This window comes from Xanthomonas sp. NCPPB 3570 (assembly GCF_056725115.1).
This window is the reverse complement of record NZ_CM161513.1, coordinates 4321952-4343525: the sequence shown is the minus strand read 5'-3', so window position 1 is coordinate 4343525 and position 21574 is coordinate 4321952. Positions and strand designations below refer to the sequence as shown.

The 21574-nt window shown below is 70.3% G+C and carries 21 protein-coding genes; 18 read left to right on the top strand and 3 right to left on the bottom strand.

From position 1 onward, the window contains the following. Position 1: 1 nt before the first annotated feature. Together AC1PLR_RS18675 and AC1PLR_RS18670 are read left to right on the top strand one after the other, a co-directional pair. Positions 2-1072 carry a class I SAM-dependent methyltransferase gene (locus AC1PLR_RS18675; RefSeq protein ID WP_481101935.1) on the top strand — a complete coding sequence of 357 codons (1071 nt, stop codon included), beginning with the start codon at positions 2-4 and terminating at the stop codon, positions 1070-1072. Further along, a complete protein-coding gene (locus AC1PLR_RS18670) occupies positions 1069-1776 on the top strand; it encodes a pseudouridine synthase (RefSeq protein ID WP_481101934.1) in 708 nt (235 codons plus the stop codon). The genes AC1PLR_RS18675 and AC1PLR_RS18670 overlap by 4 nt, the downstream gene beginning before the upstream one ends. 85 nt (positions 1777-1861) lie before the next feature. Here the strand turns inward: AC1PLR_RS18670 and AC1PLR_RS18665 are convergent, their stop codons facing one another. Together AC1PLR_RS18665 and AC1PLR_RS18660 are read right to left on the bottom strand one after the other, a co-directional pair. Beyond that, complete coding sequence (locus tag AC1PLR_RS18665; protein WP_481101933.1) at positions 1862-2425, bottom strand: DUF1415 domain-containing protein; 564 nt, start codon at positions 2423-2425, stop codon at positions 1862-1864. 85 nt (positions 2426-2510) lie between these two features. Continuing rightward, the gene (locus AC1PLR_RS18660; RefSeq protein ID WP_279362398.1) at positions 2511-3440 is read right to left on the bottom strand and encodes a LysR family transcriptional regulator; all 930 of its coding nucleotides are present in this window, start codon (positions 3438-3440) and stop codon (positions 2511-2513) included. 161 nt (positions 3441-3601) lie between these two features. On the opposite strand from AC1PLR_RS18660, the gene AC1PLR_RS18655 reads away from it, so the two are divergent. From AC1PLR_RS18655 to salA, 13 genes are all read left to right on the top strand, one after another. After that, the gene (locus AC1PLR_RS18655) at positions 3602-4771 is read left to right on the top strand and encodes a muconate/chloromuconate family cycloisomerase (protein ID WP_148828006.1); all 1170 of its coding nucleotides are present in this window, start codon (positions 3602-3604) and stop codon (positions 4769-4771) included. 2 nt (positions 4772-4773) lie between these two features. After that, positions 4774-5064, top strand: coding sequence for a muconolactone Delta-isomerase (gene catC, locus AC1PLR_RS18650; protein WP_170268170.1), 291 nt, complete (start codon positions 4774-4776; stop codon positions 5062-5064). An 81-nt stretch (positions 5065-5145) separates the two neighbouring features. Next, positions 5146-6084 carry a catechol 1,2-dioxygenase gene (gene catA, locus AC1PLR_RS18645; RefSeq protein ID WP_481101932.1) on the top strand — a complete coding sequence of 313 codons (939 nt, stop codon included), beginning with the start codon at positions 5146-5148 and terminating at the stop codon, positions 6082-6084. Between the two features lie 105 nt (positions 6085-6189). Beyond that, positions 6190-7545: a Rieske 2Fe-2S domain-containing protein gene (locus tag AC1PLR_RS18640; protein ID WP_043093403.1), complete on the top strand. Its 1356-nt coding sequence runs from the start codon at positions 6190-6192 to the stop codon at positions 7543-7545. Further along, a complete protein-coding gene (benB, locus tag AC1PLR_RS18635; protein ID WP_017908779.1) occupies positions 7542-8030 on the top strand; it encodes a benzoate 1,2-dioxygenase small subunit in 489 nt (162 codons plus the stop codon). Before AC1PLR_RS18640 ends, benB begins: the two co-directional genes overlap by 4 nt. A 26-nt stretch (positions 8031-8056) precedes the next feature. After that, positions 8057-9088 (top strand): benzoate 1,2-dioxygenase electron transfer component BenC, encoded by a 1032-nt coding sequence (benC, locus tag AC1PLR_RS18630; RefSeq protein WP_481101931.1) that lies wholly within the window; start codon positions 8057-8059, stop codon positions 9086-9088. Continuing rightward, positions 9085-9858, top strand: coding sequence for a 1,6-dihydroxycyclohexa-2,4-diene-1-carboxylate dehydrogenase (locus AC1PLR_RS18625; RefSeq protein WP_017908781.1), 774 nt, complete (start codon positions 9085-9087; stop codon positions 9856-9858). Before benC ends, AC1PLR_RS18625 begins: the two co-directional genes overlap by 4 nt. Before the next feature lie 109 nt (positions 9859-9967). After that, positions 9968-10930, top strand: coding sequence for an alpha/beta hydrolase (locus AC1PLR_RS18620; RefSeq protein ID WP_481101930.1), 963 nt, complete (start codon positions 9968-9970; stop codon positions 10928-10930). 32 nt (positions 10931-10962) lie between these two features. Next, positions 10963-12426 carry a benzaldehyde dehydrogenase gene (locus AC1PLR_RS18615; RefSeq protein ID WP_481101929.1) on the top strand — a complete coding sequence of 488 codons (1464 nt, stop codon included), beginning with the start codon at positions 10963-10965 and terminating at the stop codon, positions 12424-12426. An 18-nt stretch (positions 12427-12444) separates the two neighbouring features. Beyond that, entirely contained in the window at positions 12445-13572 is a 1128-nt protein-coding gene (locus tag AC1PLR_RS18610) for an NAD(P)-dependent alcohol dehydrogenase (RefSeq protein ID WP_017913080.1), read from the top strand. Between the two features lie 859 nt (positions 13573-14431). After that, a complete protein-coding gene (locus AC1PLR_RS18605) occupies positions 14432-15625 on the top strand; it encodes an OmpP1/FadL family transporter (protein ID WP_017913079.1) in 1194 nt (397 codons plus the stop codon). A gap of 19 nt (positions 15626-15644) precedes the next feature. Then, positions 15645-16364 (top strand): alpha/beta fold hydrolase, encoded by a 720-nt coding sequence (locus AC1PLR_RS18600; protein ID WP_017915018.1) that lies wholly within the window; start codon positions 15645-15647, stop codon positions 16362-16364. 22 nt (positions 16365-16386) lie between these two features. Next, on the top strand, positions 16387-17673 hold the full coding sequence (gene salA, locus AC1PLR_RS18595; protein WP_017908787.1) for a salicylate 1-monooxygenase: 1287 nt from the start codon (positions 16387-16389) through the stop codon (positions 17671-17673). Between the two features lie 364 nt (positions 17674-18037). Here salA and AC1PLR_RS18590 read toward each other — a convergent pair whose 3' ends face one another. Continuing rightward, a complete protein-coding gene (locus AC1PLR_RS18590) occupies positions 18038-18520 on the bottom strand; it encodes a YajQ family cyclic di-GMP-binding protein (RefSeq protein ID WP_017913076.1) in 483 nt (160 codons plus the stop codon). Positions 18521-18818: 298 nt separating this feature from the next. On the opposite strand from AC1PLR_RS18590, the gene AC1PLR_RS18585 reads away from it, so the two are divergent. The 3 genes from AC1PLR_RS18585 (at position 18819) to AC1PLR_RS18575 (ending at position 21512) form a co-directional block, all read left to right on the top strand. After that, positions 18819-19715: a DMT family transporter gene (locus AC1PLR_RS18585; protein WP_481101928.1), complete on the top strand. Its 897-nt coding sequence runs from the start codon at positions 18819-18821 to the stop codon at positions 19713-19715. A gap of 97 nt (positions 19716-19812) precedes the next feature. Next, complete coding sequence (locus AC1PLR_RS18580) at positions 19813-20820, top strand: methionine ABC transporter ATP-binding protein (RefSeq protein WP_481101927.1); 1008 nt, start codon at positions 19813-19815, stop codon at positions 20818-20820. Further along, on the top strand, positions 20817-21512 hold the full coding sequence (locus AC1PLR_RS18575) for a methionine ABC transporter permease (RefSeq protein ID WP_010343279.1): 696 nt from the start codon (positions 20817-20819) through the stop codon (positions 21510-21512). The genes AC1PLR_RS18580 and AC1PLR_RS18575 overlap by 4 nt, the downstream gene beginning before the upstream one ends. Positions 21513-21574: the final 62 nt, after the last annotated feature.

Sequence of the window (21574 nt, the reverse complement as noted above, 5' to 3'; positions counted from 1 at the left end):
GATGCCGGCCGCGCAAGACGCCCCCCTCGAGACCCTGTTCCTGCCCTTCGCCCAGGGCGTGCTGCGCTGGCCTGCCGGCAAGGTGCTGTTCCTGCGCGCCCGCGACGGCTGGGCGCTGCGCCAGCACGCGCAGCCGGCGCACCTGGTTTGCGAACAGGACTACCGACCCTTCGCCAGCGCGCTGCAGCAAGGCGGCTGGACCGTGCGCGCCGAGCAGGACGGCGATGCCGATGCCGGCGGCTACGCGCTGGTGCTGGTGCTGCCGCCGCGCCAGCGCGAGGAAGCGCGGGCGTTGCTGGCGCGCGCGGTGGCGCTGACCGCGCCGGGCGGCGTGGTGGTGGCCTGCCAGGCCAACAACGAGGGTGCGCGCTCCGGCGAGGACGACCTGCAGCAACTGGCCGGCCTCGGCGGCAAGCTGACCAAGCACCACTGCCGCGTGTACTGGACCGCGCCGCTGCAGGGCGGCCACGACGCCGCGCTGCAGCAGCGCTGGGCCAAGCTGGACGCGGTGCGGTCGATCCTGGATGGGCGCTTCCGCAGCCGCCCGGGCGTGTTCGCCTGGGACCGCATCGATCCGGCTTCGGCGCTGCTGGCCGAGCATCTGCCCGCCGACCTGCGCGGCCGCGCCGCCGATCTCGGCGCCGGCTACGGCTATCTGTCGGCCGAGCTGCTGGCGCGCTGCCCGCAACTGACCGCGCTGGATCTGTTCGAGGCCGACGCGCGCGCGCTGGCGCTGGCCCGCGCCAACCTGGCGCAGACGCCGGCCGGGACGACGCTGGGCTTCCACTGGCACGACGTGACCACCGGATTGCCCGGGCAGTACGACGTCATCGTCAGCAATCCCCCGTTCCATGCGCCGGGACGGATGGAGCGGCCGGACATCGGCCGGCGCTTCATCGCGGTGGCGGCGCTGGCGCTGGCGCCCGGCGGGCGGCTGTTCCTGGTCGCCAACCGGCATCTGCCCTACGAGGCGGTGCTCGACGCCAGCTTCGGCGAAACCGAGGTGCTCGCCACCCGCGACGGCTTCAAGCTGATCCATGCGGTGCGCAGCCGCGGCGGAGCGCGCCGATGAAACTGGTCAAGCACCTGGCCAATCTGGGCTACGGCAGCCGCAAGCAGGTGGCGCTGATGTTCCGCGAAGGCCGCATCACCGACGCCGACGGCGAGGTGCTGTACGCCGACGACCAGGTGCCGCACGCGGCGATCCGGGTCGACGGCGAAGCGCTGGATCCGCCGCCCGGGCTGATCCTGGCGCTGCACAAGCCGGTCGGCTACACCTGCTCGACCAAGGACCCGGGGCGCATCGTCTACGACCTGCTGCCGCCGCGCTTCCGCCTGCGCTCGCCGCTGCTGTCCACGGTCGGGCGGCTGGACCGCGACACCAGCGGCCTGTTGCTGATGACCGACGACGGCGCGCTGCTGCATCGCATCGTCTCGCCGAAGGCACGGCTGGCCAAGGTCTACGAGGCCACCCTGGCCGAGGACCTGCGCGGCGACGAAGCGGCGCAATTCGCCAGCGGCACGCTGCTGCTCGACGGCGAGACCACGCCGTTGCTGCCGGTGGAACTGGAGACGCTGGGGCCGCGGCAGGTGCGCGTGGCCCTGCACGAAGGCCGCTACCACCAGGTGCGGCGCATGTTCGCCGCCGTCGGCAACCACGTGGCGGCGCTGCACCGCAGCCGCATCGGCGGTTTCGGCCTGGGCGATCTGCCGTCGGGGCAGTGGCGGGTGCTGGAGGCGGCGGACGTGGCGGTGCTGTTCGAGGGCCGGGATTAGGGATTGGGGATTCGGGATTGGCAAAGGCGCGATGCTCCTCGCACCGCGGCGAATCCCGCTTTTACGAATCCCGAATCCCGAATGCCTAATCCCGGCCGTCAAGCGCCCGCTTCCAACCCTCAAGCCCCAGCTTCTCCAAGGTCTGCAGATTGCGCTCGACGATCACGTCCGCGTCCGGGAACGCTGCTACTGCGCGCTCCACGCTGTCCTCGCGCAGCAGGTGCAGGGTGGGGTAGGGCGCGCGGTTGGTGTAGTTGCCGATGTCGTCCGGCGCGGTGCCGGCGAACTGGTACTGCGGATGGAAACTGGCCACCTGCAGGATGCCCTGCAGGTCCAGCGCCTCGATCGCGGCGTCGGCGTTGTCGAGGAAGTCGTTGTAGTCGAGGAAGTCCTGCAGCACGTCCGGGTGCACGATCAGCGTGGTGTCGATCTGCTCGGCCGGGGTATCGCGCAGCAGCACCAGTTCTTCGGCCAGTTGTTCGAGCAGCGCCTCGGGGGTACTGGCGTCGCTGAGCACGTAGCGGATCTGCTGCTTGACGTGCACGGCCTTGGCGAAGGGGCATAGGTTCAGGCCGATCACCGCGCGTTCCAGCCAGTGGCGGGTGAGTGCGAGCGGATCGGGCGTGGCGGCGGAAGGCGTGGGGTCCATGGCGTCGGCGTGTGCGTAAGGAATCGCGTGCGCCCGAACAGGTGCGCGCGCGTGGCGCAAGTGTATGCCGGATGCGTGACACGCCCTAGGGCGCGTGCCAGCGGTTGTAGGAGATGTCCAGCCATGGCGGGTGTTCGGCGTACATGTCGCGGATCAGCTGCTTGGTCAGTTCCACCAGACCGGAGTCGTCGTTGCGGCGATAGCTCATGATGATCGGCGAGGTCGCGTGTTCGTCGTCGATCAGGCGGTAGCGCAGGTCGTTGCGCATGAACCGCGCCGAGGCCGGAACCAGGCAGATGCCGCTTTCGGCGGCGACCAGGCCCAACGCGGTCTGCAGTTCGCGTACTTCCTGCAGTTCGCTGGGGTGCACGCCATGGTCCTGCAGCAGGGACAGCACCTGATCGGCGAAGCTGGGGCGCGGGTGGTTGGGATACAGCAGCAGGCGCTGCCCGGCCAGCGCCGCCGGCGCCAGCGGCGTGTCCTGCGCAGCCAGCGGGTGGCCCATCGGGATCGCGGCCACCAGGCGTTCCTCGCGCAGCACCAGGCGCTCCACATGCTGGTCGCTGCTGCGCACGCGGCCGAAGCCCAGGTCGATGCGGCCCTCCTTGAGCGCTTCCACCTGCTGGCCGGACATCAGTTCGACCAGACGCACCTCCAGGTCGGGACGCGCCTGGCGCAGGCGTCGCACCACGGTGGGCAGGCCGCCGTACAGGGTGGAGGCGACGAAACCGATCGAGGCCACGCGGCGCTCGCTGCGGCCGAGCCGGCGCGCGGCCTCGGTCATCTGCTCGACCCGGCCCAGCACCTGCAGCGCTTCCTCGTAGAACAGCCGTCCGGCGTCGGTGAGACGCAGCGGGCGGCTCCGCCGCACCAGCAGCGGCACGCCCAGTTGCTGTTCGATCTGCTGGATCTGCCGGCTCAGCGGCGGTTGCGCGATATGCAGGATTTCTGCGGCACGGGTGAAGTTGCGTTCGCGGGCGACGGCCACGAAGTAGCGGAGTTGACGCAGATCCATAGACGCTCGCTGTGGCGGAAAGTTACATGACATTCAAAGTATGCTGTGCTGCAGCAAATCATGAACGTCTAGGTTTCCCGCCATACTATATCTTCAGGGTATGAAATGGTGCTGCATTCAGTCTTGGACGGCAGTGCCGTGCCGGGCCAAGAATCGGCGCCATGTCACCGCACCCCACCACCGCCACCGTCGAACGCGTCGAGACGCTGCTGCTCGACCTGCCCACGATCCGCCCGCATCGCCTGTCGATGGCGACGATGCGCGGGCAGACCCTGATGCTGGTGCGCCTGCATTGCAGCGACGGCGTGGTCGGGCTGGGCGAGGGCACCACGATCGCCGGTCTGGCCTACGGCGCGGAGAGCCCGGAAGGCATGCAGTTGACGATCGACCGCTACATCGCGCCGCTGCTGGTCGGGGCCGATGCCTGCGCGGTGCAGGCGCTGATGCAGCGGATCGGCGGCCTGGTCAAGGGCAACCATTTCGCCAAGTGCGCGATCGAGACCGCGCTGCTCGACGCCCACGGCCAGCGGCTCGGCCTGCCGGTGTCCGAGCTGCTGGGCGGGCGCCTGCGCGATCGCCTGCCGGTGGCGTGGACGCTGGCCTCCGGCGACACCGAACGCGACATCGCCGAGGCCGAACGCATGCTCGCCGAGCGCCGGCACAACGTGTTCAAGCTGAAGATCGGCACGCGCAGCGTCGCCGAGGACGTGGCCCACGTGGCGGCGATCAAGCGCGCGTTGGGGGCGCGCGGCGCGGTGCGGGTGGACGTCAACATGGCCTGGAGCGAGACCGAGGCGGTGCGCGCGCTGCCGGCGCTGGCCGACGCCGGCTGCGAACTGGTCGAACAGCCGGTGGCGTCGCTGGCGGCGATGCGGCGGCTGATGCGGCGCTTCCCGATCGCGCTGATGGCCGATGAGATGCTCAACGGCCCGGACAGCGCCTTCCAGGCCGCCCAGCAGGGCGCCGCCGACGTGTTCGCGGTGAAGATCGAACAATCCGGCGGCCTGTTCGCCGCGCAGAAGGTCGCCGCGATCGCCGATGCCGCCGGCATCGGCCTGTACGGCGGCACGATGCTGGAAGGGGCGATCGGCAGCATCGCCTCGGCCCATGTCTTCGCCACCTTCCCCCATCTGCAGTGGGGCACCGAACTGTTCGGGCCGCTGCTGCTGACCGAAGAGATCCTCGCCGAGCCGCTGCGCTACGAGGATTTCCATCTGCACGTACCGCGCGCGCCGGGCCTGGGCATCGCCCTGGACGAGGCGCGGGTGGATGCCTTCCGTCGCGACCGCCGCCGCGTGGCGGTGCCGGTCGCGCCCAGCCAGGAGCCATGACCATGCTGTTCCACGTGACCATGGAAGTGAACCTGCCCGGCGACATGCCGCCCGAGCGCGCCGAGCAACTCAAGGCGCAGGAAAAGGCGCGTTTCCAGGAACTGCAGCGCAGCGGCCAGTGGCGGCACATCTGGCGGGTGGTCGGGCAATACGCCAACGTCAGCATCTTCGACGTGGCCGACAACACCCAGTTGCACGCCCTGCTGCTGTCGCTGCCGCTGTTTCCCTACATGCGTATCGCCGTCACGCCGCTGTGCCGGCACCCGTCCTCGCTGTACGAGGACGATCGCTAGAACCGAAGCAACGACGCTTCCCTGGGGAGGGGAACGTCTCAAGGCAGCCAACGCCACCATGAGCAAAGAAGGGACCATACGATGAGCGTCAAGATTTTCGAGACTGCGAACGTGCAGGCATTTCTGCGGTCGGTCTGCGGTTTGGACCAGGCCGGCGGCGACGCACGGGCGAAGCAGATCATGCACCGGTTGTTGTCGGACCTGTTCAAGGCCATCGACGACCTGAACGTCACCCCCGACGAATACTGGACCGCCGTCGCCTGGCTCAACGACCTGGGTGCGGCCGGTCAGGCCGGGCTGATCTCGCCCGGGCTGGGCGTTGACCACTTCCTGGACCTGCGCCTGGACGCCATCGACGCCGAACTGGGCATCGACAATCCGACCCCGCGCACCATCGAAGGGCCGCTGTACGTGGCCGGTGCGCCGGTGGCGCACGGCTTCGCCCGGCTCGACGACGGCAGCGACGAAAACGGCCATACCCTGATCATGCACGGCACCGTGTACGCCGCCGACGGCCGCCCGCTGCCCGGCGCCACGGTGGAGGTGTGGCACTGCGACACGCGCGGTTTCTATTCGCACTTCGATCCCACCGGCAAGCAGGCGCCGTTCAACATGCGCCGCACCATCGTCGCCGACGACAACGGCCAGTACCGTTTCCAGAGCATCGTGCCCAAGGGCTACGGCGTGCCGCCGGGCAGCCCGACCGAACGCCTGCTGTTCGCGCTCGGCCGCCATGGCCAGCGTCCGGCGCACATCCACTTCTTCGTCGGCGCCGACGGCCACCGCAAGCTGACCACGCAGATCAACATCGCCGGCGACCCGCTGGTCAACGACGACTTCGCCTACGCCACCCGCGATGGCCTGGTGCCGGATCTGGTGGAACGCAGCGACGAGGCCAGCATCCAGGCCAACGGCCTGAGCGGCCCGTTTGCCGAGATCCAGTTCGATTTCCGCCTCACCGCACTGGTGGAAGGCGTGGACAACCAGGCCAATCCGCTGCGCCGCCGCGTCGCCGCCTAGTTTCCGCCGCGTCACGGGGCACGCTGCGCGTCGCCCCGTGCCGGTCACTGCCGCGGCCTGCGGTTGCCAACGCAGGCCGCCGCCATTCTCACAGGAGACACCCCCATGTCTGCCGTCATCGACCCTGCGGCCGCGCTCGACACCCTGCTCGCCAATGCCGTGCAGGACGATCCCGCCGCGGGACAGTTCCGCTGCCGTCGCGAGATCTTCACCAGCGCCGATCTGTTCGAACTGGAAATGAAGCATCTGTTCGAGGGCAACTGGATCTATCTGGCGCACGAGAGCCAGATCCCCGCGCCGAACGACTACTACAGCACCTACATCGGCCGTCAGCCGGTGGTGATCACCCGCGACAAGCACGGCGAACTGCACGCGGTCATCAACGCCTGCGCGCATCGCGGCGCGATGCTGTGCCGGCGCAAGCACGGCAACAAGGGCAGCTTCACCTGTCCGTTCCATGGCTGGACCTTCTCCAATACCGGCAAGCTGCTCAAGGTCAAGGACGAGAAGACCACCCAGTACCCGCCGCAGTTCGGCCAGGACGGCAGCCACGATCTCAAGCGCGTGCCGCGCTTCGAGAGCTACCGCGGCTTCCTGTTCGGCAGCCTGCGCGAGGACGTGGCGCCACTGCACGAGTTCCTGGGGCAGACCCGGATCATCATCGACCAGATCGTCGATCAGGCGCCGCAGGGGCTGGAAGTGCTGCGCGGCAACTCGTCCTATGTCTACGACGGCAACTGGAAGCTGCAGATGGAGAACGGCTGCGACGGCTACCACGTCAGCACCGTGCACTGGAATTACGCCGCCACCATGAGCCGGCGCAAGCAGGAAGGCACCCCGGCGGTCGATGCCGGCAGCTGGAGCAAGAGCGTCGCCGGCGTGTACGGCTTCGAGAACGGCCACATCCTGCTGTGGACCAAGACCATGAACCCGGAAGTGCGCCCGGTGTACGCGCAGCGCGAGGAACTGGCGCAGCGCCTGGGCGCCGACCGCGCCGCGTTCATCGTCGAGCAGACGCGCAACCTGTGTCTGTATCCGAACCTGTTCCTGATGGACCAGTTCTCCACGCAGATCCGCGTGGTCAGGCCGCTGGACGTGGACAAGACCGAGGTCAGCATCTTCTGCTTCGCGCCCAAGGGCGAAAGCGCGCGCGACCGTGCGCTGCGCATCCGCCAGTACGAGGATTTCTTCAACGTCTCGGGGATGGGCACCGCCGACGACCTGGAGGAGTTCCGCGCGTGCCAGGCCGGCTACGCCGCCGGCGCGGCGCCGTGGAACGATCTCAGCCGCGGCGCGCCGTTGTGGATCGACGGCCCCGACGAGAATGCGCGGCGGATGGGACTGGCGCCGCTGCTGTCGGGCGAGCGCAGCGAGGACGAAGGCCTGTTCGTGCGCCAGCACGCGTACTGGGCGGAGGCGATGCGCGAGGCGATCGCACGCGAACGCGAGGGTACGGCATGAGCACCGACTACCAGACCATCTGCGCCTTCCTGTACCGCGAGGCGCGCCTGCTCGACGACCGCCAGTGGGACGAGTGGCTGACCCTGTACGCCGAGGACGCGGTGTACTGGATGCCGGCCTGGGACGACGACGACCGCCTCACCGACGATCCGCAGTCGCAGATCTCGCTGATCTACTACGCCGATCGCTCCGGGCTGGAGGACCGCGTGTTCCGCATCAAGACCGAGCGCTCCGGCGCCTCCACGCCGGAGCCGCGCACCAGCCACAACCTGAGCAACATCGAGGTGCTGTCCGAGCACGGGCAGGACATCGAGGTGCGGCACAATTTCCACACGCTCAGCCATCGCTACAAGGTCACCGACCAATTCTTCGGCACGGTGACGCTGACCCTGCGCCGGCAGGACGACGCGCTGCGCATCGCGCGCAAGACCATCGTGCTGAAGAACGATTACATCCGCCAGGTCGTCGACGTCTACCACGTCTGATCGGCACGCACCTGCGAGCAACCGCCATGTCCTATCGCATCGCGCTGAATTTCGAAGACGGCATCACCCGCTTCATCGACTGCAACGACGGCGAGACGGTGCTCGACGCCGCCTTCCGCCAGCGCATCAACCTGCCGATGGATTGCGCCGACGGCGTGTGCGGCACCTGCAAGTGCCGCGCCGAACGTGGGCGCTACGATCTGGGCGAGGACTACATCGAGGACGCGCTCAGCGCCGATGAAGCCGCCGCCGGCATGGTCCTGACCTGCCAGATGCGGCCGCAGTCGGACTGCGCCGTGGCGGTGCCGGCGACCTCGCTCGCCTGCAAGACCGGGAGCGTGCACTTCCAGGCCACGGTGGCGGCGGTGGTCGCGCATGCCGACGCCGCGCTGGAACTGACCCTGGAGACGATCGGCCCGGCGCCGGCCTTCCTGCCCGGCCAGTACGTCAACATCGCCGTGCCCGGCAGCGGCCAGTTGCGCGCGTATTCCTTCAGTTCCGCGCCGGGTGCGTCCACGCTGACCTTCCTGATCCGGCGCGTCCCCGGCGGCCTGATGAGCGCCTACCTGGACGCGGCCACGCCGGGACAGGTCCTGGACCTCAACGGCCCGCTGGGCAGCTTCTACCTGCGCGAGATCACCCGGCCGCTGCTGTTGCTGGCCGGCGGCACCGGCCTGGCGCCGTTCCTGTCGATGCTGGCGCAATTGCAGGCCAGCGGCTGCGCGCATCCGGTGCATCTGATGTACGGCGTGACCCGCGGCGCCGACCTGGTGCTGCTGGAGCGCCTGCAGGCGCTGGCCGAGCAGGCCGACTGGTTCACGTTCGATACCTGCGTGGTCGATCCGGCGGCGGCGCATCCGCGCACCGGCTACGTCACCGAGCACCTGCCTGCGCACGCCCTGCACGGCGGCGACGTGGACGTGTACCTGTGCGGACCGCCGCCGATGGTCGAAGCGGTGCGCACGCATTTTTCCGGCATCGGGCTGGTTCCGGCCGCCTTCCGCTACGAGAAGTTCACCCCCAGCGCCGTGGCGCCGGTGCAGGAACGGGCCGCATGAGCGCGCGTTTCGCCGGCAAGGTGGTGGTGGTCACCGGCGCGGCGCAGGGCATCGGCCTGCGCGTGGCCGAGCGTGCCGCCGCCGAGGGCGCACGGCTGGTGCTGGTGGACCGCGCCGCCCATGTCGCCGAACTGTCCCAGGCACTGGCGCCGGCCGAAGTCGCCACGCTGGTGGCCGACCTGGAACACTACGAGGAGAACGCGCGGGCGATGCAGTTCGCGCAGGCGCAGATGGGCCGCATCGACGTGCTGGTGAACAACGTCGGCGGCACCATCTGGGCGCAGCCGTACCAGGAATACACCCCGGCGCAGATCGAGGCCGAGGTGCGGCGCTCGTTGTTCCCGGCGCTGTGGGGATGCCGCGCGGCGCTGCCGTACATGATCGCGCAGGGCGGTGGGGCGATCGTCAACGTCTCCTCCATCGCCACCCGCAGCATCCATCGCGTGCCGTACGGCGCGGCCAAGGGCGGGGTCAACGCGCTGACCGCGTGCCTGGCGTTCGAGCACGCCGCGCATGGCATCCGCGTCAACGCGGTCGCCCCGGGCGGTACCGAGGCGCCGCCGCGGCGGGTGCCGCGCAATGCCGATGCGCAGAGCGCGCAGGCGCAGGCCTGGTATCAGCAGATCGTCGCGCAGACCGTGGAATCGAGCCTGATGAAACGCTACGGCACGCTCGACGAGCAGGCCGCGGCGATCCTGTTCCTGGCCTCGGACGAGGCTTCCTACATCACCGGGACGGTGCTGCCGGTGGGCGGCGGCGACCAGGGATGATCCACCCGCCCGGCCCGCCGTGCGCGCGTCGCCGCGGCCTGTCGCCACGCACCGGCGGCGCCCACTGACCCCCGTGTCCTCACCTCTGTCCTTTCCTGGAGCGAACGCCATGCAGTCCCCTCTCTTCGACCCTTCGCGGCTGGCGCCGGACGTGCTGGCGGTGTTGCAAGGCATGGCCGCCAGCGGCGCGCCCCCGCTGGAGACCCTGCCGATCCCGCAGCTGCGCCAGGCCTACGGTCAGATCGGCGCGCTGCTCGGCGGCACGCCGTTGCCGGTGGCCGAGGTCCGTGCGCTGACCGCCACGGGGCCGGCCGGTCCGATCCCGCTGCGCCTGTATCGGCCGGTCAGCGCGCCGCAGGCCACCGCGGCCATCGTCTATCTGCACGGCGGCGGCTGGAGTGCCGGCGATCTGGACACCCACGATCCGGTCTGCCGGCGCCTGGCGCAGGCGGCCGCGTGCGCGGTGGTGGCGGTGGACTACCGGCTGGCGCCGGAACATCCGGCCCCGGCCGGCCCGCAGGACGTGGTCGCGGCGATCGCCTGGCTGGCGGCGCACGCCGGCGAGCTGGGCCTGGATGCCGGCCGCCTGGCCGTGGCCGGCGACAGCGCCGGCGGCAGTCTGGCGGCGGTGGCCTGTCAGCAGTTGCGCGGCAGTGCGGCGGCGCTGCGCGCGCAGGCGCTGTTCTATCCGAGTACGGATCTGTCGCCGGCATCGCAGGACTTTGCGGCGCGCCACGAGAACGCGCATGTGCCGCCGCTGACGCTGGCGGTGATGCAGGCGATGTCGGCGCCGTTCGTGGCCGAGTACGACCCCAGCGACAGCCGGCTGTCGCCGCTGCGCGCGGCCGATCTGCGCGGACTGCCACCGGCCTTGATCTACACCGCCGCCTGCGACGTGCTGCGCGACGACGGCCGCCACTACGCCGATGCCCTGCGCACGGCCGGGGTGGCGGTGGAGTACGTCGAACTGCCGGGCATGGTGCACGGCTTCGTCGAAATGGCCGGCGTGCTGCCGGCCGCCGTGCGCGCCATCGAACATGCCGCCGCCTTCCTGAGCGCGCGACTGGCATGACCGGCAACCCCGATTCCCAGGAGAACACCCGCATGAACGATACGCTTTTGCTGCAGCACGATTTTTGGCACGGAGCGCTTTTCACCGGTCAGTGGCAGGCCGCCACCGAGAGCGCGGAGGCGATCGCGCCGGCCAGCGGAGAGCAGCTCGGCCGCGTCGGCCTGGCTGGCCCGGCGCAGGTCGCGGTCTCGGCCGCCGCCGCTGCGCAGGCGCAACGCGGCTGGGCCGCGGCGCCGTATGCGCAACGCGCGCAGGTACTGCGCCAGGCCGCGCAACTGGCCGAGCGGTTCCAGCAGGAGATCGCCGATTGGCTGGTGCGCGAGAGCGGTTCCACCCAAGGCAAGGCCGGCTTCGAAGCGGCCCTGTGCGCCACCGCCCTGCACGAAGCGGCGGCGCTGCCGTCGCGCAGCGCCGGCGAGGTGCTGCCCTCCGCGGCGGGGCGCCTGAGTCTGGCGCGGCGCCGTCCGCTGGGCGTGGTCGGCGTCATCGCGCCGTTCAATTTCCCGCTGTACCTGGCCATGCGCGCGGTGGCGCCGGCGCTGGCGCTGGGCAACGCGGTGGTGCTCAAGCCCGATCCGCGCACCGCGATCTGCGGCGGCGCGGTCATCGCGCGGCTGTTCGAACTGGCCGGCCTGCCGGCCGGCGTGCTGCACGTGCTGCCCGGCGATGGCGGCGCCGGCGCCGCACTGACCGCCGATCCGCACGTGGCGATGATCCAGTTCACCGGTTCCACCGCGGCCGGGCGCAAGGTCGGCGAGGCGGCCAGCCGTCATCTGAAGAAGGTGTCGCTGGAACTGGGCGGCAAGAACTCGCTGATCGTGCTCGACGATGCCGACCTGGATCTGGCGATCGCCAACACCGCCTGGGGCGCGTATCTGCACCAGGGCCAGATCTGCATGTCCGCCGGCCGCGTGCTGGTGCAGCGCGCACTCTACCCGCAGTTCGTCGAGCGGCTGGCGGCCAAGGCCAGGAGCCTGAGCGTCGGCGACCCGGCCAGAGGCGAGGTCGCGCTCGGCCCGTTGATCGATGCGACCCAGCGCGATCACGCCGCGCGCCTGGTCGCGGCCGCGCGCGAGGCCGGTGCCACCGTCGCCGCCGGCGGCGGCTACCGCGACCTGTTCTTCGAGCCCACCGTGCTCAGCGACGTCACCCCCGACAACCCGGCCTTCCGCGAGGAGATCTTCGCTCCGGTGGCGGTGGTGGTGCCGTTCGACACCGATGCCGAGGCCGTCGCCCTGGCCAACGACACCGAGTACGGGCTGTCGATGGCGGTGCTGTCGGCCGACGTCGGCCGCGCAATGGCGCTGGGCGAGCAGTTGCGCACCGGCCTGCTGCACATCAACGACCAGACCGTCAACGACGAGGTGGTCAATCCGTTCGGCGGCGTCGGCGCCTCCGGCAACGGCAGCAGCATCGGCGGCCCGGCGAACCTGGAAGAGTTCACCCAGTGGCAGTGGTTGACCGTCAAGGGCGCAGCGCCCGCCTATCCGCTTTGAACCCCAGGAGACAGTGCGATGAACGCAGCAACCGATAAACGCGAGATCACCGTGGCGGTCGCGCACGCGCCGCAACAGCCCTTCACCATCGAGCAGGCGCGCATCCGCGCGCCGCAGGACGACGAGGTGCTGGTGCGGGTGGTGGCCACCGGCCTGTGCCACACCGACCTGATCGTGCGCGATCAGTACTACCCGGTGCCGCTGCCGGCGGTGCTCGGCCATGAGGGCGCCGGCGTGGTCGAAGCGCTGGGTCCCAACGTCAAGAGCCTGCAGGTCGGCGACCACGTGGTGCTCACCTATGGCGCCTGCGGCCACTGCAATCCCTGCGATGGCGGGCATGCCGCGTATTGCCAGGAGTTCTTCCCGCGCAACTTCGGCGGTGCCGACGCGCATGGCCATACCGCCATCGAGGATCTGCACGGGCAGCCGCTGCACGACCACTTCTTCGCCCAGTCCTCGTTCGCCACCTATGCGCTGGCGCGCGAGAACAATGCGATCAGGGTGTCGCGCGAGGCGCCGCTGGAACTGCTCGGCCCGCTGGGCTGCGGCATCCAGACCGGAGCCGGCGCGGTGATCAATGCGCTGAAGGTGCGTCCTGGCAGCAGCTTCGTGGCGATCGGCGCCGGTGCGGTCGGACTCAGCGCGGTGATGGCCGCGCACGTGGCCGGCGCCGCCTGCATCATCGCCGTGGACGTGGTGCCGTCGCGGCTGGCGCTGGCCAAGGAACTGGGCGCCACGCACGTGATCGACAACCGCGAAGGCGATCTGGTGGAAGCGGTGCGCGCGATCACCGGCGGCGGCGCCGACTTCGCGCTCGAATCCACCGGGCGTCCGCAGTTGCTGGAGGCGGGCATCGAAGCGTTGGCCAGCCTGGGCACGATCGGCGTGGTCGGCGCACCCAAGCTCGGCACCATGGCCGGTTTCGACGTCAACAACCTGCTGCTGGGCGGACGCAGCATCCGCGGCATCGTCGAGGGCGACAGCGTGCCGCAGGTGTTCATTCCGCAACTGGTGACGCTGTACCAGCAGGGCCGCTTCCCGTTCGACAAGCTGGTGAAGTTCTATCCGTTGAGCGACATCAACCAGGCCGCCGCCGACAGCAGCAGCGGCATCACCCTCAAGCCGATCCTGCGCATGGCCAGCTGAGCCTTGCGCTGGCGACGGCGCTGCCGTCGCGCGTGTCCCCGCAGCAGGCGTCGCGCCTGCCTCGGCACCGACGTCGCCACACGCTGCCGTGGGCGATGCCGGTGCCGTTTTTTTTGATCGCGCCCTCGCCGTGCGCGTTCGCCGGCATCCTGCCTGCCTCGGCCGAGACGCGGGAGGCCGGCGCGCGTGCCAGGCTGCGCCGCAGTGCAGCGCCCGAGCGGTGTCTGCGTTGCCCTCCTTGCGTTGCCGGACCGCACCGCCGCCCGATGAAGCCCGTGCCGTGTAGCGCCGCGCGCCGCTGCGCTGCGCGTGCCTGGCTGTCTGTGCGCTGCGGCGCGCGGGGTGTCCAGTGGCATGCAGACACTGGCATGCGCAAGCTCGCCGAGGCGGCGCAGAGCGCGTGTGCGTGCGCGTCCAGGCGTTGGCGTTTGCGCAAGCGATGCGGGCGTGCGCCTGCGACGACGCTGCCGCTGCGTCGGCATGCACGCCATCGAACGCGCATGTTGCATCGCGGAAGATCCAGTGCTAGCGCGCATCGCGCGATGAACATACCAGCAGGGTATGAAACGAGACTGACATGGTCTTGGACGCCTGGTGTGATGCGGGGCAGTGTCGGACGCATGGATGCATCGCCGAGGTCAGTCGTCTCCTGCTTCGATCGTCGCGAGCGTCCGTACCGGTCGCGCGCACGGTCTTGCGTTCGCGTCGTACCGCGTCGCCGTGTCGGCCGACGCGTGCACAAAGGATGAGTGCCGTTTCCAACATCCCGCGCTGCCGGTCGTCACGACGGCAGTGCGGACCCCGCGTGCCGCCGGTCGGCGGCCGCACCCACGCATCGGCTCGGAGGGAGGGCTCGATCATGCAGCAGTTCGCACATCCAATGCGCCGCAGGGCGCAACGACAGGGCACGCCACGCTGGACCACGCTGCTGTGGACCGTGGCGGCGGTTTCGGGTGGTGCCGCCGCCAACAACGGCGTCGCCTTGCCCGGCTACGGCGCGCAGACCCAGGGCCTGGCCGGCACCTCGATCGCGTTGCCGCTGGACGCGGCGGCGTCCGCCAACAACCCGGCCGGCATGGGCGCGGTCGGCGACCGCATGGACGCCGACCTCACCTTGATCGCGGCGCCGGTGCGCGCGCAGGTCGGCCCCAACCGCTACGGCGACGATGCGCTGGTTCCGGTGCCCACCGCCGGCTACAACCATCAACTCAACGACGACCTGAGCCTGGGGGTGTCGGTGTTCGGCCACGGCGTCGCGCTGGACTACGGCGCTCCGGTGTATGGCAGCCACAACACCCTGTCCAAGCTGCAGCAGGTGGTGTTTGCGCCGACCCTGGCCTGGCGCGTGGGCGAGCACCAGTACCTGGGCATCTCGCCGCGGCTGGCCTACCAGCGCTTGCACGTCGCCGGCCTGGAGGGGGTCGGCTTCCAGTCGGCCGGGGCCGATGCGGCCTACGGGTACGGTGTCGCCGTGGGCTGGTACGGCCAGCTCGCGCCGCGCCTGAGCGCCGGCGTCACCTGGTCCAGCCGCATCCGCTTCGGCCAGATGCAGCGCTACCGTGCGCTGCTGCCGGAAGGCCGTCTGAACATGCCGCAGCAGGCCGGTGTCGGTCTGGCCTGGCAGGCCAGCGATGCGCTGACCGTGGCGGCCGACTGGCTGTGGATCGACTGGGCCGGCGAGCGCTCCTACGGCAATCGCGTCGATGAGGGCGGCGCGTTCGGCGATCCGAACGGTCCGGGCTTCGGCTGGCGTAGCCAGCGCGTGTTCCGCCTGGGGGCCGACTACCGCCTCAACGATGCCTGGTCGCTGCGGGCCGGCTATTCCCGCGGCAGCCGCCTGATCCCCGACAGCCAGGCGCAGTTGGCCGTGCTGGCGCCGCTGGCGCAGTACAGCCACTACGCGCTTGGCGCGACCTGGCGGCTGTCGCCGCAGCTGTCGCTGACCGGCAGCGTCACCCACGCACCGGGCGGTTCGGTCGCCAGCGGCGGCGTGCAGGCCGGGACCCGCGACCTCACCTATCTCACTTTCGGCCTCGGCTGGACCTTCCGCTGAGCCACACGGAGACGACCCCATGCAAACCTATCTGTTGCTGCACGGTTCCTGGCACGACGGCCACGCCTGGGACGGCGTCGCCGCCCATCTGCGCGCGCACGGCGTGCAGGTGCACGCACCGACCATCGCCGGGCATGGCGTGGGCGCCGACAAGCGCGTCTCGCACGCCGACTGCGTGGCCTCGGTGGTGGACTACGTGCGCCGCCACGACCTGCGCGACCTGGTCGTGCTCGGCCACAGCTGGGGCGGCAGCATCGTGCAACGCCTGGCCGAGGAGGAGCCGGAGCGCTGCAAGCGGCTGATCTTCCACAACGCCTTCGTGCTGCGCGACGGCGAGGCGCTGTTCGACCTGTTGCCGCCGCATTACCAGGCGCTGTGGAAGAACGCGGTCGATGCCGACGGCGGCATCATGCTGCCGTTTCCGATCTGGCGCGACGGCTTCATCGGCGACGCCGATCTGGCGCAGGCGCAGCAGGCGTACGCGCAGTTGAGTCCGACCCCCGCGCGCAGCCATTTCGACGCGGTACCGCTCAAGCGTTTCCACGAGCTGCAGATCCCGCGCAGCTGGCTCTATGCCACCGACGATGTGGCATTGCCGCCGGGCGAGTACGGCTGGCATCCGCGGCTGAGCGCGCGCCTGGGCGGCTACCGTCTGGTCAGCCTGCCGGGCAGCCACGAAGTGTGTTTCAGCGCGCCTGCGCTGCTGGCCGAGAAAATCCTGCTGGCTGGCCGCGACTGACATTCCCCACCGGAGACTCCAGATGAATCCTGCATCCCCCCTGCGCATCGGCATCGTCGGCGGCGGCATCGCCGGCGTCGGTCTGGCCCTGGGCCTGTGCCGGCACCGCCATCTCGACGTGCAACTGTTCGAATCGGCGCCGGCCTTCGGCGAAATCGGCGCCGGCGTCTCGTTCGGCCCCAATGCGGTACGCGCGCTGGCCGGCCTGGGCATGGGCGAGCCCTATGCCGAACTCGCCGACCGCACCCCCGCCCCATGGCAGGACGTCTGGTTCGAATGGCGCCGCGGCGAGGACGCGCGGCTGCTGGGCCAGACCCTGGCGCCCGGCGTCGGCCAGTCGTCGGTGCACCGCGCCGACTTCCTCGATGCGTTGGCTACCCGCCTGCCGTTCGGGCTGGCCAGGTTCGGCAAACGCGCAGTCGACGTGGAGCAGGACGCCGACGTGGCGCGCGTGCGCTTCGCCGACGGCAGCCAGTACGAAGGCGACGTGCTGATCGCCGCCGACGGCATCAAGTCCGCCATGCGCGGCGAAGTGCTGCGTGCGCTCGGCCATGCACCGGCCGAACCGCGTTTCACCGGCACCTGCGCCTATCGCGGCCTGATCGACGCCGCGCGGCTGCGTGCCGCTTTCGCCGCCCGCGGCGTGGACGCGCACCTGGTCGACGTGCCGCAGATGTTGCTGGGCCTGGACGCGCACATCCTGACCTTCCCGGTGAAGCAGGGAAGGCTGATCAACGTGGTCGCCTTCGTCTCCGACCGCAGCGAGCCGGCGCCGCAATGGCGCGCTGGCCAGGCCTGGGTACGCGAGGCCAGCCGCCGCGAGATGCTGGAGGCGTTCGCGCACTGGGGCGAGGCGGCGCGTACGCTGCTGGAGTGCATCGACACGCCCACGCACTGGGCGCTGCACGATCTGGCCGAGCTGCCCGGCTATGTGCATGGGCGGCTGGCGCTGATCGGCGATGCCGCGCACGCGATGCTGCCGCACCAGGGCGCCGGCGCCGGGCAGGGCCTGGAGGATGCCTATCTGCTGGCGCAACTGCTGGCCACGCCTGGCCTGACGCGCGGCGATCTGCCGGCCCTGCTGCAGGTCTACGAGCGCCTGCGCCTGCCGCGCGCCTGCCGCGTGCAGCGCACCTCGCGCGAGGCCGGCGAGCTGTACGAACTGCGCGATCCGCAGGCCGGCGCCGACGATACGCGGCTGGCGCAGACGCTGGCGCAGCGCTTCGACTGGATCTGGACGCACGACCTGGAAGCCGAAGTGGCGCAGGGGCGGAGGATGCTGGCCGCGGGCGTCACCGCGGGTGCCTAGCAAGAAATTGCGGCGCTAGGCGTCCGCGTCCCGGCGCGGAGGCGGGAGTGCCGTTGCGTGGTGTCGTCTCGTTCCGATGCGGAGTGCGTCGCTTTCGCATGGCTGCAATGGCCGGGATGCGCTCGCGTGGTCATGCCGGCATGCCTGCTTGCGCAGGCCGGACGGCATGCGCAGGTCGCGACATGGGCGTATCGCCTGTCTGCCGTGCCGCCCTGCAAGGCGAGGCGATGCGCAGCCGTGTGCACTCACGCAGCGTGGCGACGATATCGCGCGGTCGACTGCAGAACGACCATCGCCACGCGGTGGTCGTCCTGCACCCTTGCACCGGCATGGCGATGACGCGCGAGGCGTTTGCGCGGCGGCTTCAGTCGCGGAAATTGTCGAACTGCAGCGGCAGCTCGAAATCGCTCTTCTTCAGCAGCGCGATCGCATCCTGCAGGTCGTCGCGCTTCTTGCCGCTGACCCGCAGCTTGTCGCCGTTGATCTGGGCTTCCACCTTGAGCTTGGCTTCCTTGAGCGTGGCCACGATCTTCTTGCCCAGCTTCTGCTCGATGCCCTGCTTGACCGTGATCTTCTGCCGCGCGCCGGCGAGGTTGGTCTCCACGTCGCCGAACTCCAGGCAACGCACGTCGATGCCGCGGGCCAGCAGGCGCGCGCGCAGGATGTCGGTCATCTGCTTGACCTGGAAATCGCTGGGCGCCGATTGCGTGATGACCTGGTCGTCGAGCGCGAACTTGGCGTCCACGCCCTTGAAGTCGAAGCGCGTCGACAGCTCGCGGTTGGCCTGATCGACGGCATTGGTCAGTTCGTGCTTGTCGACTTCGGACACGATATCGAAGGAAGGCATGGGCAAGTCCTCGGCAAAGATGCCTATCGTAAGACGTGCGGGCGAGGAGTGGGGCGCGGCAGGTGGGAAGTGGCAGCGCAGGTGTCGCAGGGGCTGGCACGTGCAGGGTGGGATGGATGTCGGTTCCGGCGCGTTGCGCAATGTCGTGCGTTGGTGGGCGCCGCGCGTCGCGACTGAAGTCGCTCCCACAAGAAGCGGCATCGGCCGGTGCGCCGGCTGGAGCCATGTGGGAGGGACTTCAGTGCCGACGCGATGCCCCCGCACCACGCACGTCGCCGATCGCGGCGATAATGCGCCGATGCCTACGTCCCGTTCCAATGCCGCCGCCGCTGCGTGGATGATCGCCGCGGTCGCGTTCTTTTCGCTGATGGATGCGTCGATGAAGCAGCTCAGCACGCACTATCCGGCGCTGCAGGTCGCGGCGCTGCGCGGCGGCGCCTCGCTGCCGTTCGTGCTGGTGTGGGTGCTGGCCAGCGCCGGGCCGCGCGCGATCTGGCCGGTGCGCTGGGGCTTGCACCTGCTGCGCGGCGTGCTCGGCATCGCCATGATCGGCTGCTTCGCCTGGGCCTTGCGCAGCCTGCCGCTGTCCACCGCCTACACCATCTACTTCGTCGCGCCGCTGTTGGTGGCCGCCCTGTCGGTGCCGCTGCTGGGCGAATACGTGGGCCCGCGGCGCTGGGCGGCGATCGGCGTCGGCCTGGTCGGCGTGCTGGTGGTGCTGCGCCCCGGCATGGACGGCTTCGTCTCGCTGCCGGGGGTGATGGTGCTGCTGGCGGCTATCGCGTACGCGGTGGCCTCGGTGCTGGTCAGCCTGCTGGCGCGCACCGACACCTCGCAGTCGCTGGTGGTGTGGTTCCTGCTGATCATGGCGCTGGGCGCCGGTGCGCTGGCGTTGCCGGAGTGGACCCCGCTGCGCCCGGCCGACGCCGGATGGATCGCCGGCATGGGCCTGGCCGGTGCGCTGGGCCAGGTGGCGCTGACCCAGGCGTTCCGCCGTGGCGACGCCTCGCTGGTCGCGCCGCTGGAGTACAGCGGCCTGTTGTGGGTGATCCCCTGGGACTGGCTGCTGTGGCGCAAGCTGCCCGATGCCTGGACCTGGGTGGGCGGGGCGATCATCGTCGCCAGCGGCCTGTACCTGCTGCATCGCGAGCGGGTCCGCGCGGTGGCGCATCCGCCGCCGCAGGCGCGGCCCTAGGCCCCGCGATGCGCGCCTACGTTAGAATCGAATGGAATAACGCACGCCATCCTGGCCTGCTAGGCTTTGCGCCCCCCGTCGCTGCCGGTTCCGCGCGTTGATCCAGTTCGAGCGCCTGCACAAGTCCTATTCCGTCGCCGGCCAGCCGGTCGCGGCGCTGCATCCGCTCGACCTGCGCATCGAGGCCGGCGAGGTGTTCGGCATCATCGGCCATTCCGGCGCCGGCAAGTCGACCCTGATCCGGCTGATCAACCGGCTCGAGGAACCCAGCGGCGGCCGCCTGATCATCGACGGCGAAGACGTCACCGCGCTGGACCGCGCCGGGCTGCGCACGCTGCGCCAGCGCGTGGGCATGATCTTCCAGCACTTCAACCTGCTGTCCTCGCGCACGGTCGCCGGCAACGTCGCCTTCCCGCTGGAACTGGCCGGCACGCCGCGCGCCGAGATCGACGCGCGCGTGGCCGAGCTGCTGGAGCGGGTCGGGCTGGCCGCGCATGCGGACAAGTACCCGGCACAGCTGTCGGGCGGGCAGAAGCAGCGCGTCGGCATCGCCCGCGCCCTGGCCACGCGCCCGCGGATCCTGCTGTGCGACGAGGCCACCAGTGCGCTGGATCCGCAGACCACCGCCTCGGTGCTGGCGCTGCTGGCGCAGATCAACCGCGAGCTGGGCCTGACCATCGTGCTGATCACCCACGAGATGGAAGTGATCCGCCGGGTCTGCGATCGCGTGGCGGTGCTCGATGCCGGGCACCTGGTCGAGAGCGGGCCGGTCACCGAGGTGTTCCTGCATCCGCAGCATCCGACCACCAAGCGCTTCGTCTCCGAAGCCGAGCACGTCGACGAGGGCGAGCTGTACCGCGATCTCGCCGCGGTGGACGGCCGCATCCTGCGCCTGACCTTCCTCGGCGCCGACACCTACGCGCCGCTGCTCGGGCGCATCGCCCGCGCCACCGCGGTGGACTACAACATCCTGTCCGGGCGCATCGACCGGATCAAGGACACCCCCTACGGCCAGCTGACCGTGGCCCTGGTCGGCGGCGACATGGATGCGGCGCAGGCCGAATTCGTCGCGGCCGGCGTGCATGTGCAGGAGCTGCGCCGATGAGTCCGTTCGCCACCGCCGCCACCGGGTTCTTCCGCAATCTCGATGCCGGCAAGTGGAGCGAGATCGGCCGCGCCACCGTCGATACGCTGCTGATGCTCGGCGGCTCGCTGCCGCTGACCCTGCTGATCGGCCTGCCGCTGGGCGTGCTGCTGTTCCTCACCGGCCCGCGCCAGACCCACCAGAAGCCGCTGCTGTACGGCGGCCTGGCGCTGGTCATCAACGTGCTGCGCTCGGTGCCCTTCATCATCCTGATGATCGCGATGATCCCGCTGACGCTGTGGGCGATGGGCACCTCGCTGGGCGTGCGCGGCGCGATCCTGCCGCTGGTGGTCGGCGCGGCGCCGTTCTACGCGCGGCTGGTGGAGACCGCGCTGCGCGAAGTGGACCGCGGCGTGGTCGAGGCCAGCCTGGCGATGGGTGCGACCACCTGGCAACTGGTGACGCGGGTGCTGCTGCCGGAAGCGCGGCCGGGTCTGATCGCCGGCGCCACGGTGACCACCATCGCCCTGATCGGCTTCACCGCGATGGGCGGCGCGATCGGCTCCGGCGGCCTCGGCGACCTGGCCTACCGCGACGGCTACCAGCGCTCGCACGCCGACGTGGCCCTGGTGACGGTGGTGATCCTGTTGCTGCTGGTGCAGGCGTTGCAGATGCTCGGCGACCGCCTGGTCGCGCACTACAGCCGGCGCTGATGTCCTGCGTACCGCGGTAGCAGCGGCTTCAGCCGCGACCACGACAGGTGAGCGGTCGCGGC

Coding starts and splice junctions, on each gene's coding strand:
- AC1PLR_RS18675 (WP_481101935.1), top strand. CDS start 2: ATGCCGGCCGCGCAAGACGCCCCCCTCGAGACCCTGTTCCTGCCCTTC.
- AC1PLR_RS18670 (WP_481101934.1), top strand. CDS start 1,069: ATGAAACTGGTCAAGCACCTGGCCAATCTGGGCTACGGCAGCCGCAAG.
- AC1PLR_RS18665 (WP_481101933.1), bottom strand. CDS start 2,425: ATGGACCCCACGCCTTCCGCCGCCACGCCCGATCCGCTCGCACTCACC.
- AC1PLR_RS18660 (WP_279362398.1), bottom strand. CDS start 3,440: ATGGATCTGCGTCAACTCCGCTACTTCGTGGCCGTCGCCCGCGAACGC.
- AC1PLR_RS18655 (WP_148828006.1), top strand. CDS start 3,602: ATGTCACCGCACCCCACCACCGCCACCGTCGAACGCGTCGAGACGCTG.
- catC (WP_170268170.1), top strand. CDS start 4,774: ATGCTGTTCCACGTGACCATGGAAGTGAACCTGCCCGGCGACATGCCG.
- catA (WP_481101932.1), top strand. CDS start 5,146: ATGAGCGTCAAGATTTTCGAGACTGCGAACGTGCAGGCATTTCTGCGG.
- AC1PLR_RS18640 (WP_043093403.1), top strand. CDS start 6,190: ATGTCTGCCGTCATCGACCCTGCGGCCGCGCTCGACACCCTGCTCGCC.
- benB (WP_017908779.1), top strand. CDS start 7,542: ATGAGCACCGACTACCAGACCATCTGCGCCTTCCTGTACCGCGAGGCG.
- benC (WP_481101931.1), top strand. CDS start 8,057: ATGTCCTATCGCATCGCGCTGAATTTCGAAGACGGCATCACCCGCTTC.
- AC1PLR_RS18625 (WP_017908781.1), top strand. CDS start 9,085: ATGAGCGCGCGTTTCGCCGGCAAGGTGGTGGTGGTCACCGGCGCGGCG.
- AC1PLR_RS18620 (WP_481101930.1), top strand. CDS start 9,968: ATGCAGTCCCCTCTCTTCGACCCTTCGCGGCTGGCGCCGGACGTGCTG.
- AC1PLR_RS18615 (WP_481101929.1), top strand. CDS start 10,963: ATGAACGATACGCTTTTGCTGCAGCACGATTTTTGGCACGGAGCGCTT.
- AC1PLR_RS18610 (WP_017913080.1), top strand. CDS start 12,445: ATGAACGCAGCAACCGATAAACGCGAGATCACCGTGGCGGTCGCGCAC.
- AC1PLR_RS18605 (WP_017913079.1), top strand. CDS start 14,432: ATGCAGCAGTTCGCACATCCAATGCGCCGCAGGGCGCAACGACAGGGC.
- AC1PLR_RS18600 (WP_017915018.1), top strand. CDS start 15,645: ATGCAAACCTATCTGTTGCTGCACGGTTCCTGGCACGACGGCCACGCC.
- salA (WP_017908787.1), top strand. CDS start 16,387: ATGAATCCTGCATCCCCCCTGCGCATCGGCATCGTCGGCGGCGGCATC.
- AC1PLR_RS18590 (WP_017913076.1), bottom strand. CDS start 18,520: ATGCCTTCCTTCGATATCGTGTCCGAAGTCGACAAGCACGAACTGACC.
- AC1PLR_RS18585 (WP_481101928.1), top strand. CDS start 18,819: ATGCCTACGTCCCGTTCCAATGCCGCCGCCGCTGCGTGGATGATCGCC.
- AC1PLR_RS18575 (WP_010343279.1), top strand. CDS start 20,817: ATGAGTCCGTTCGCCACCGCCGCCACCGGGTTCTTCCGCAATCTCGAT.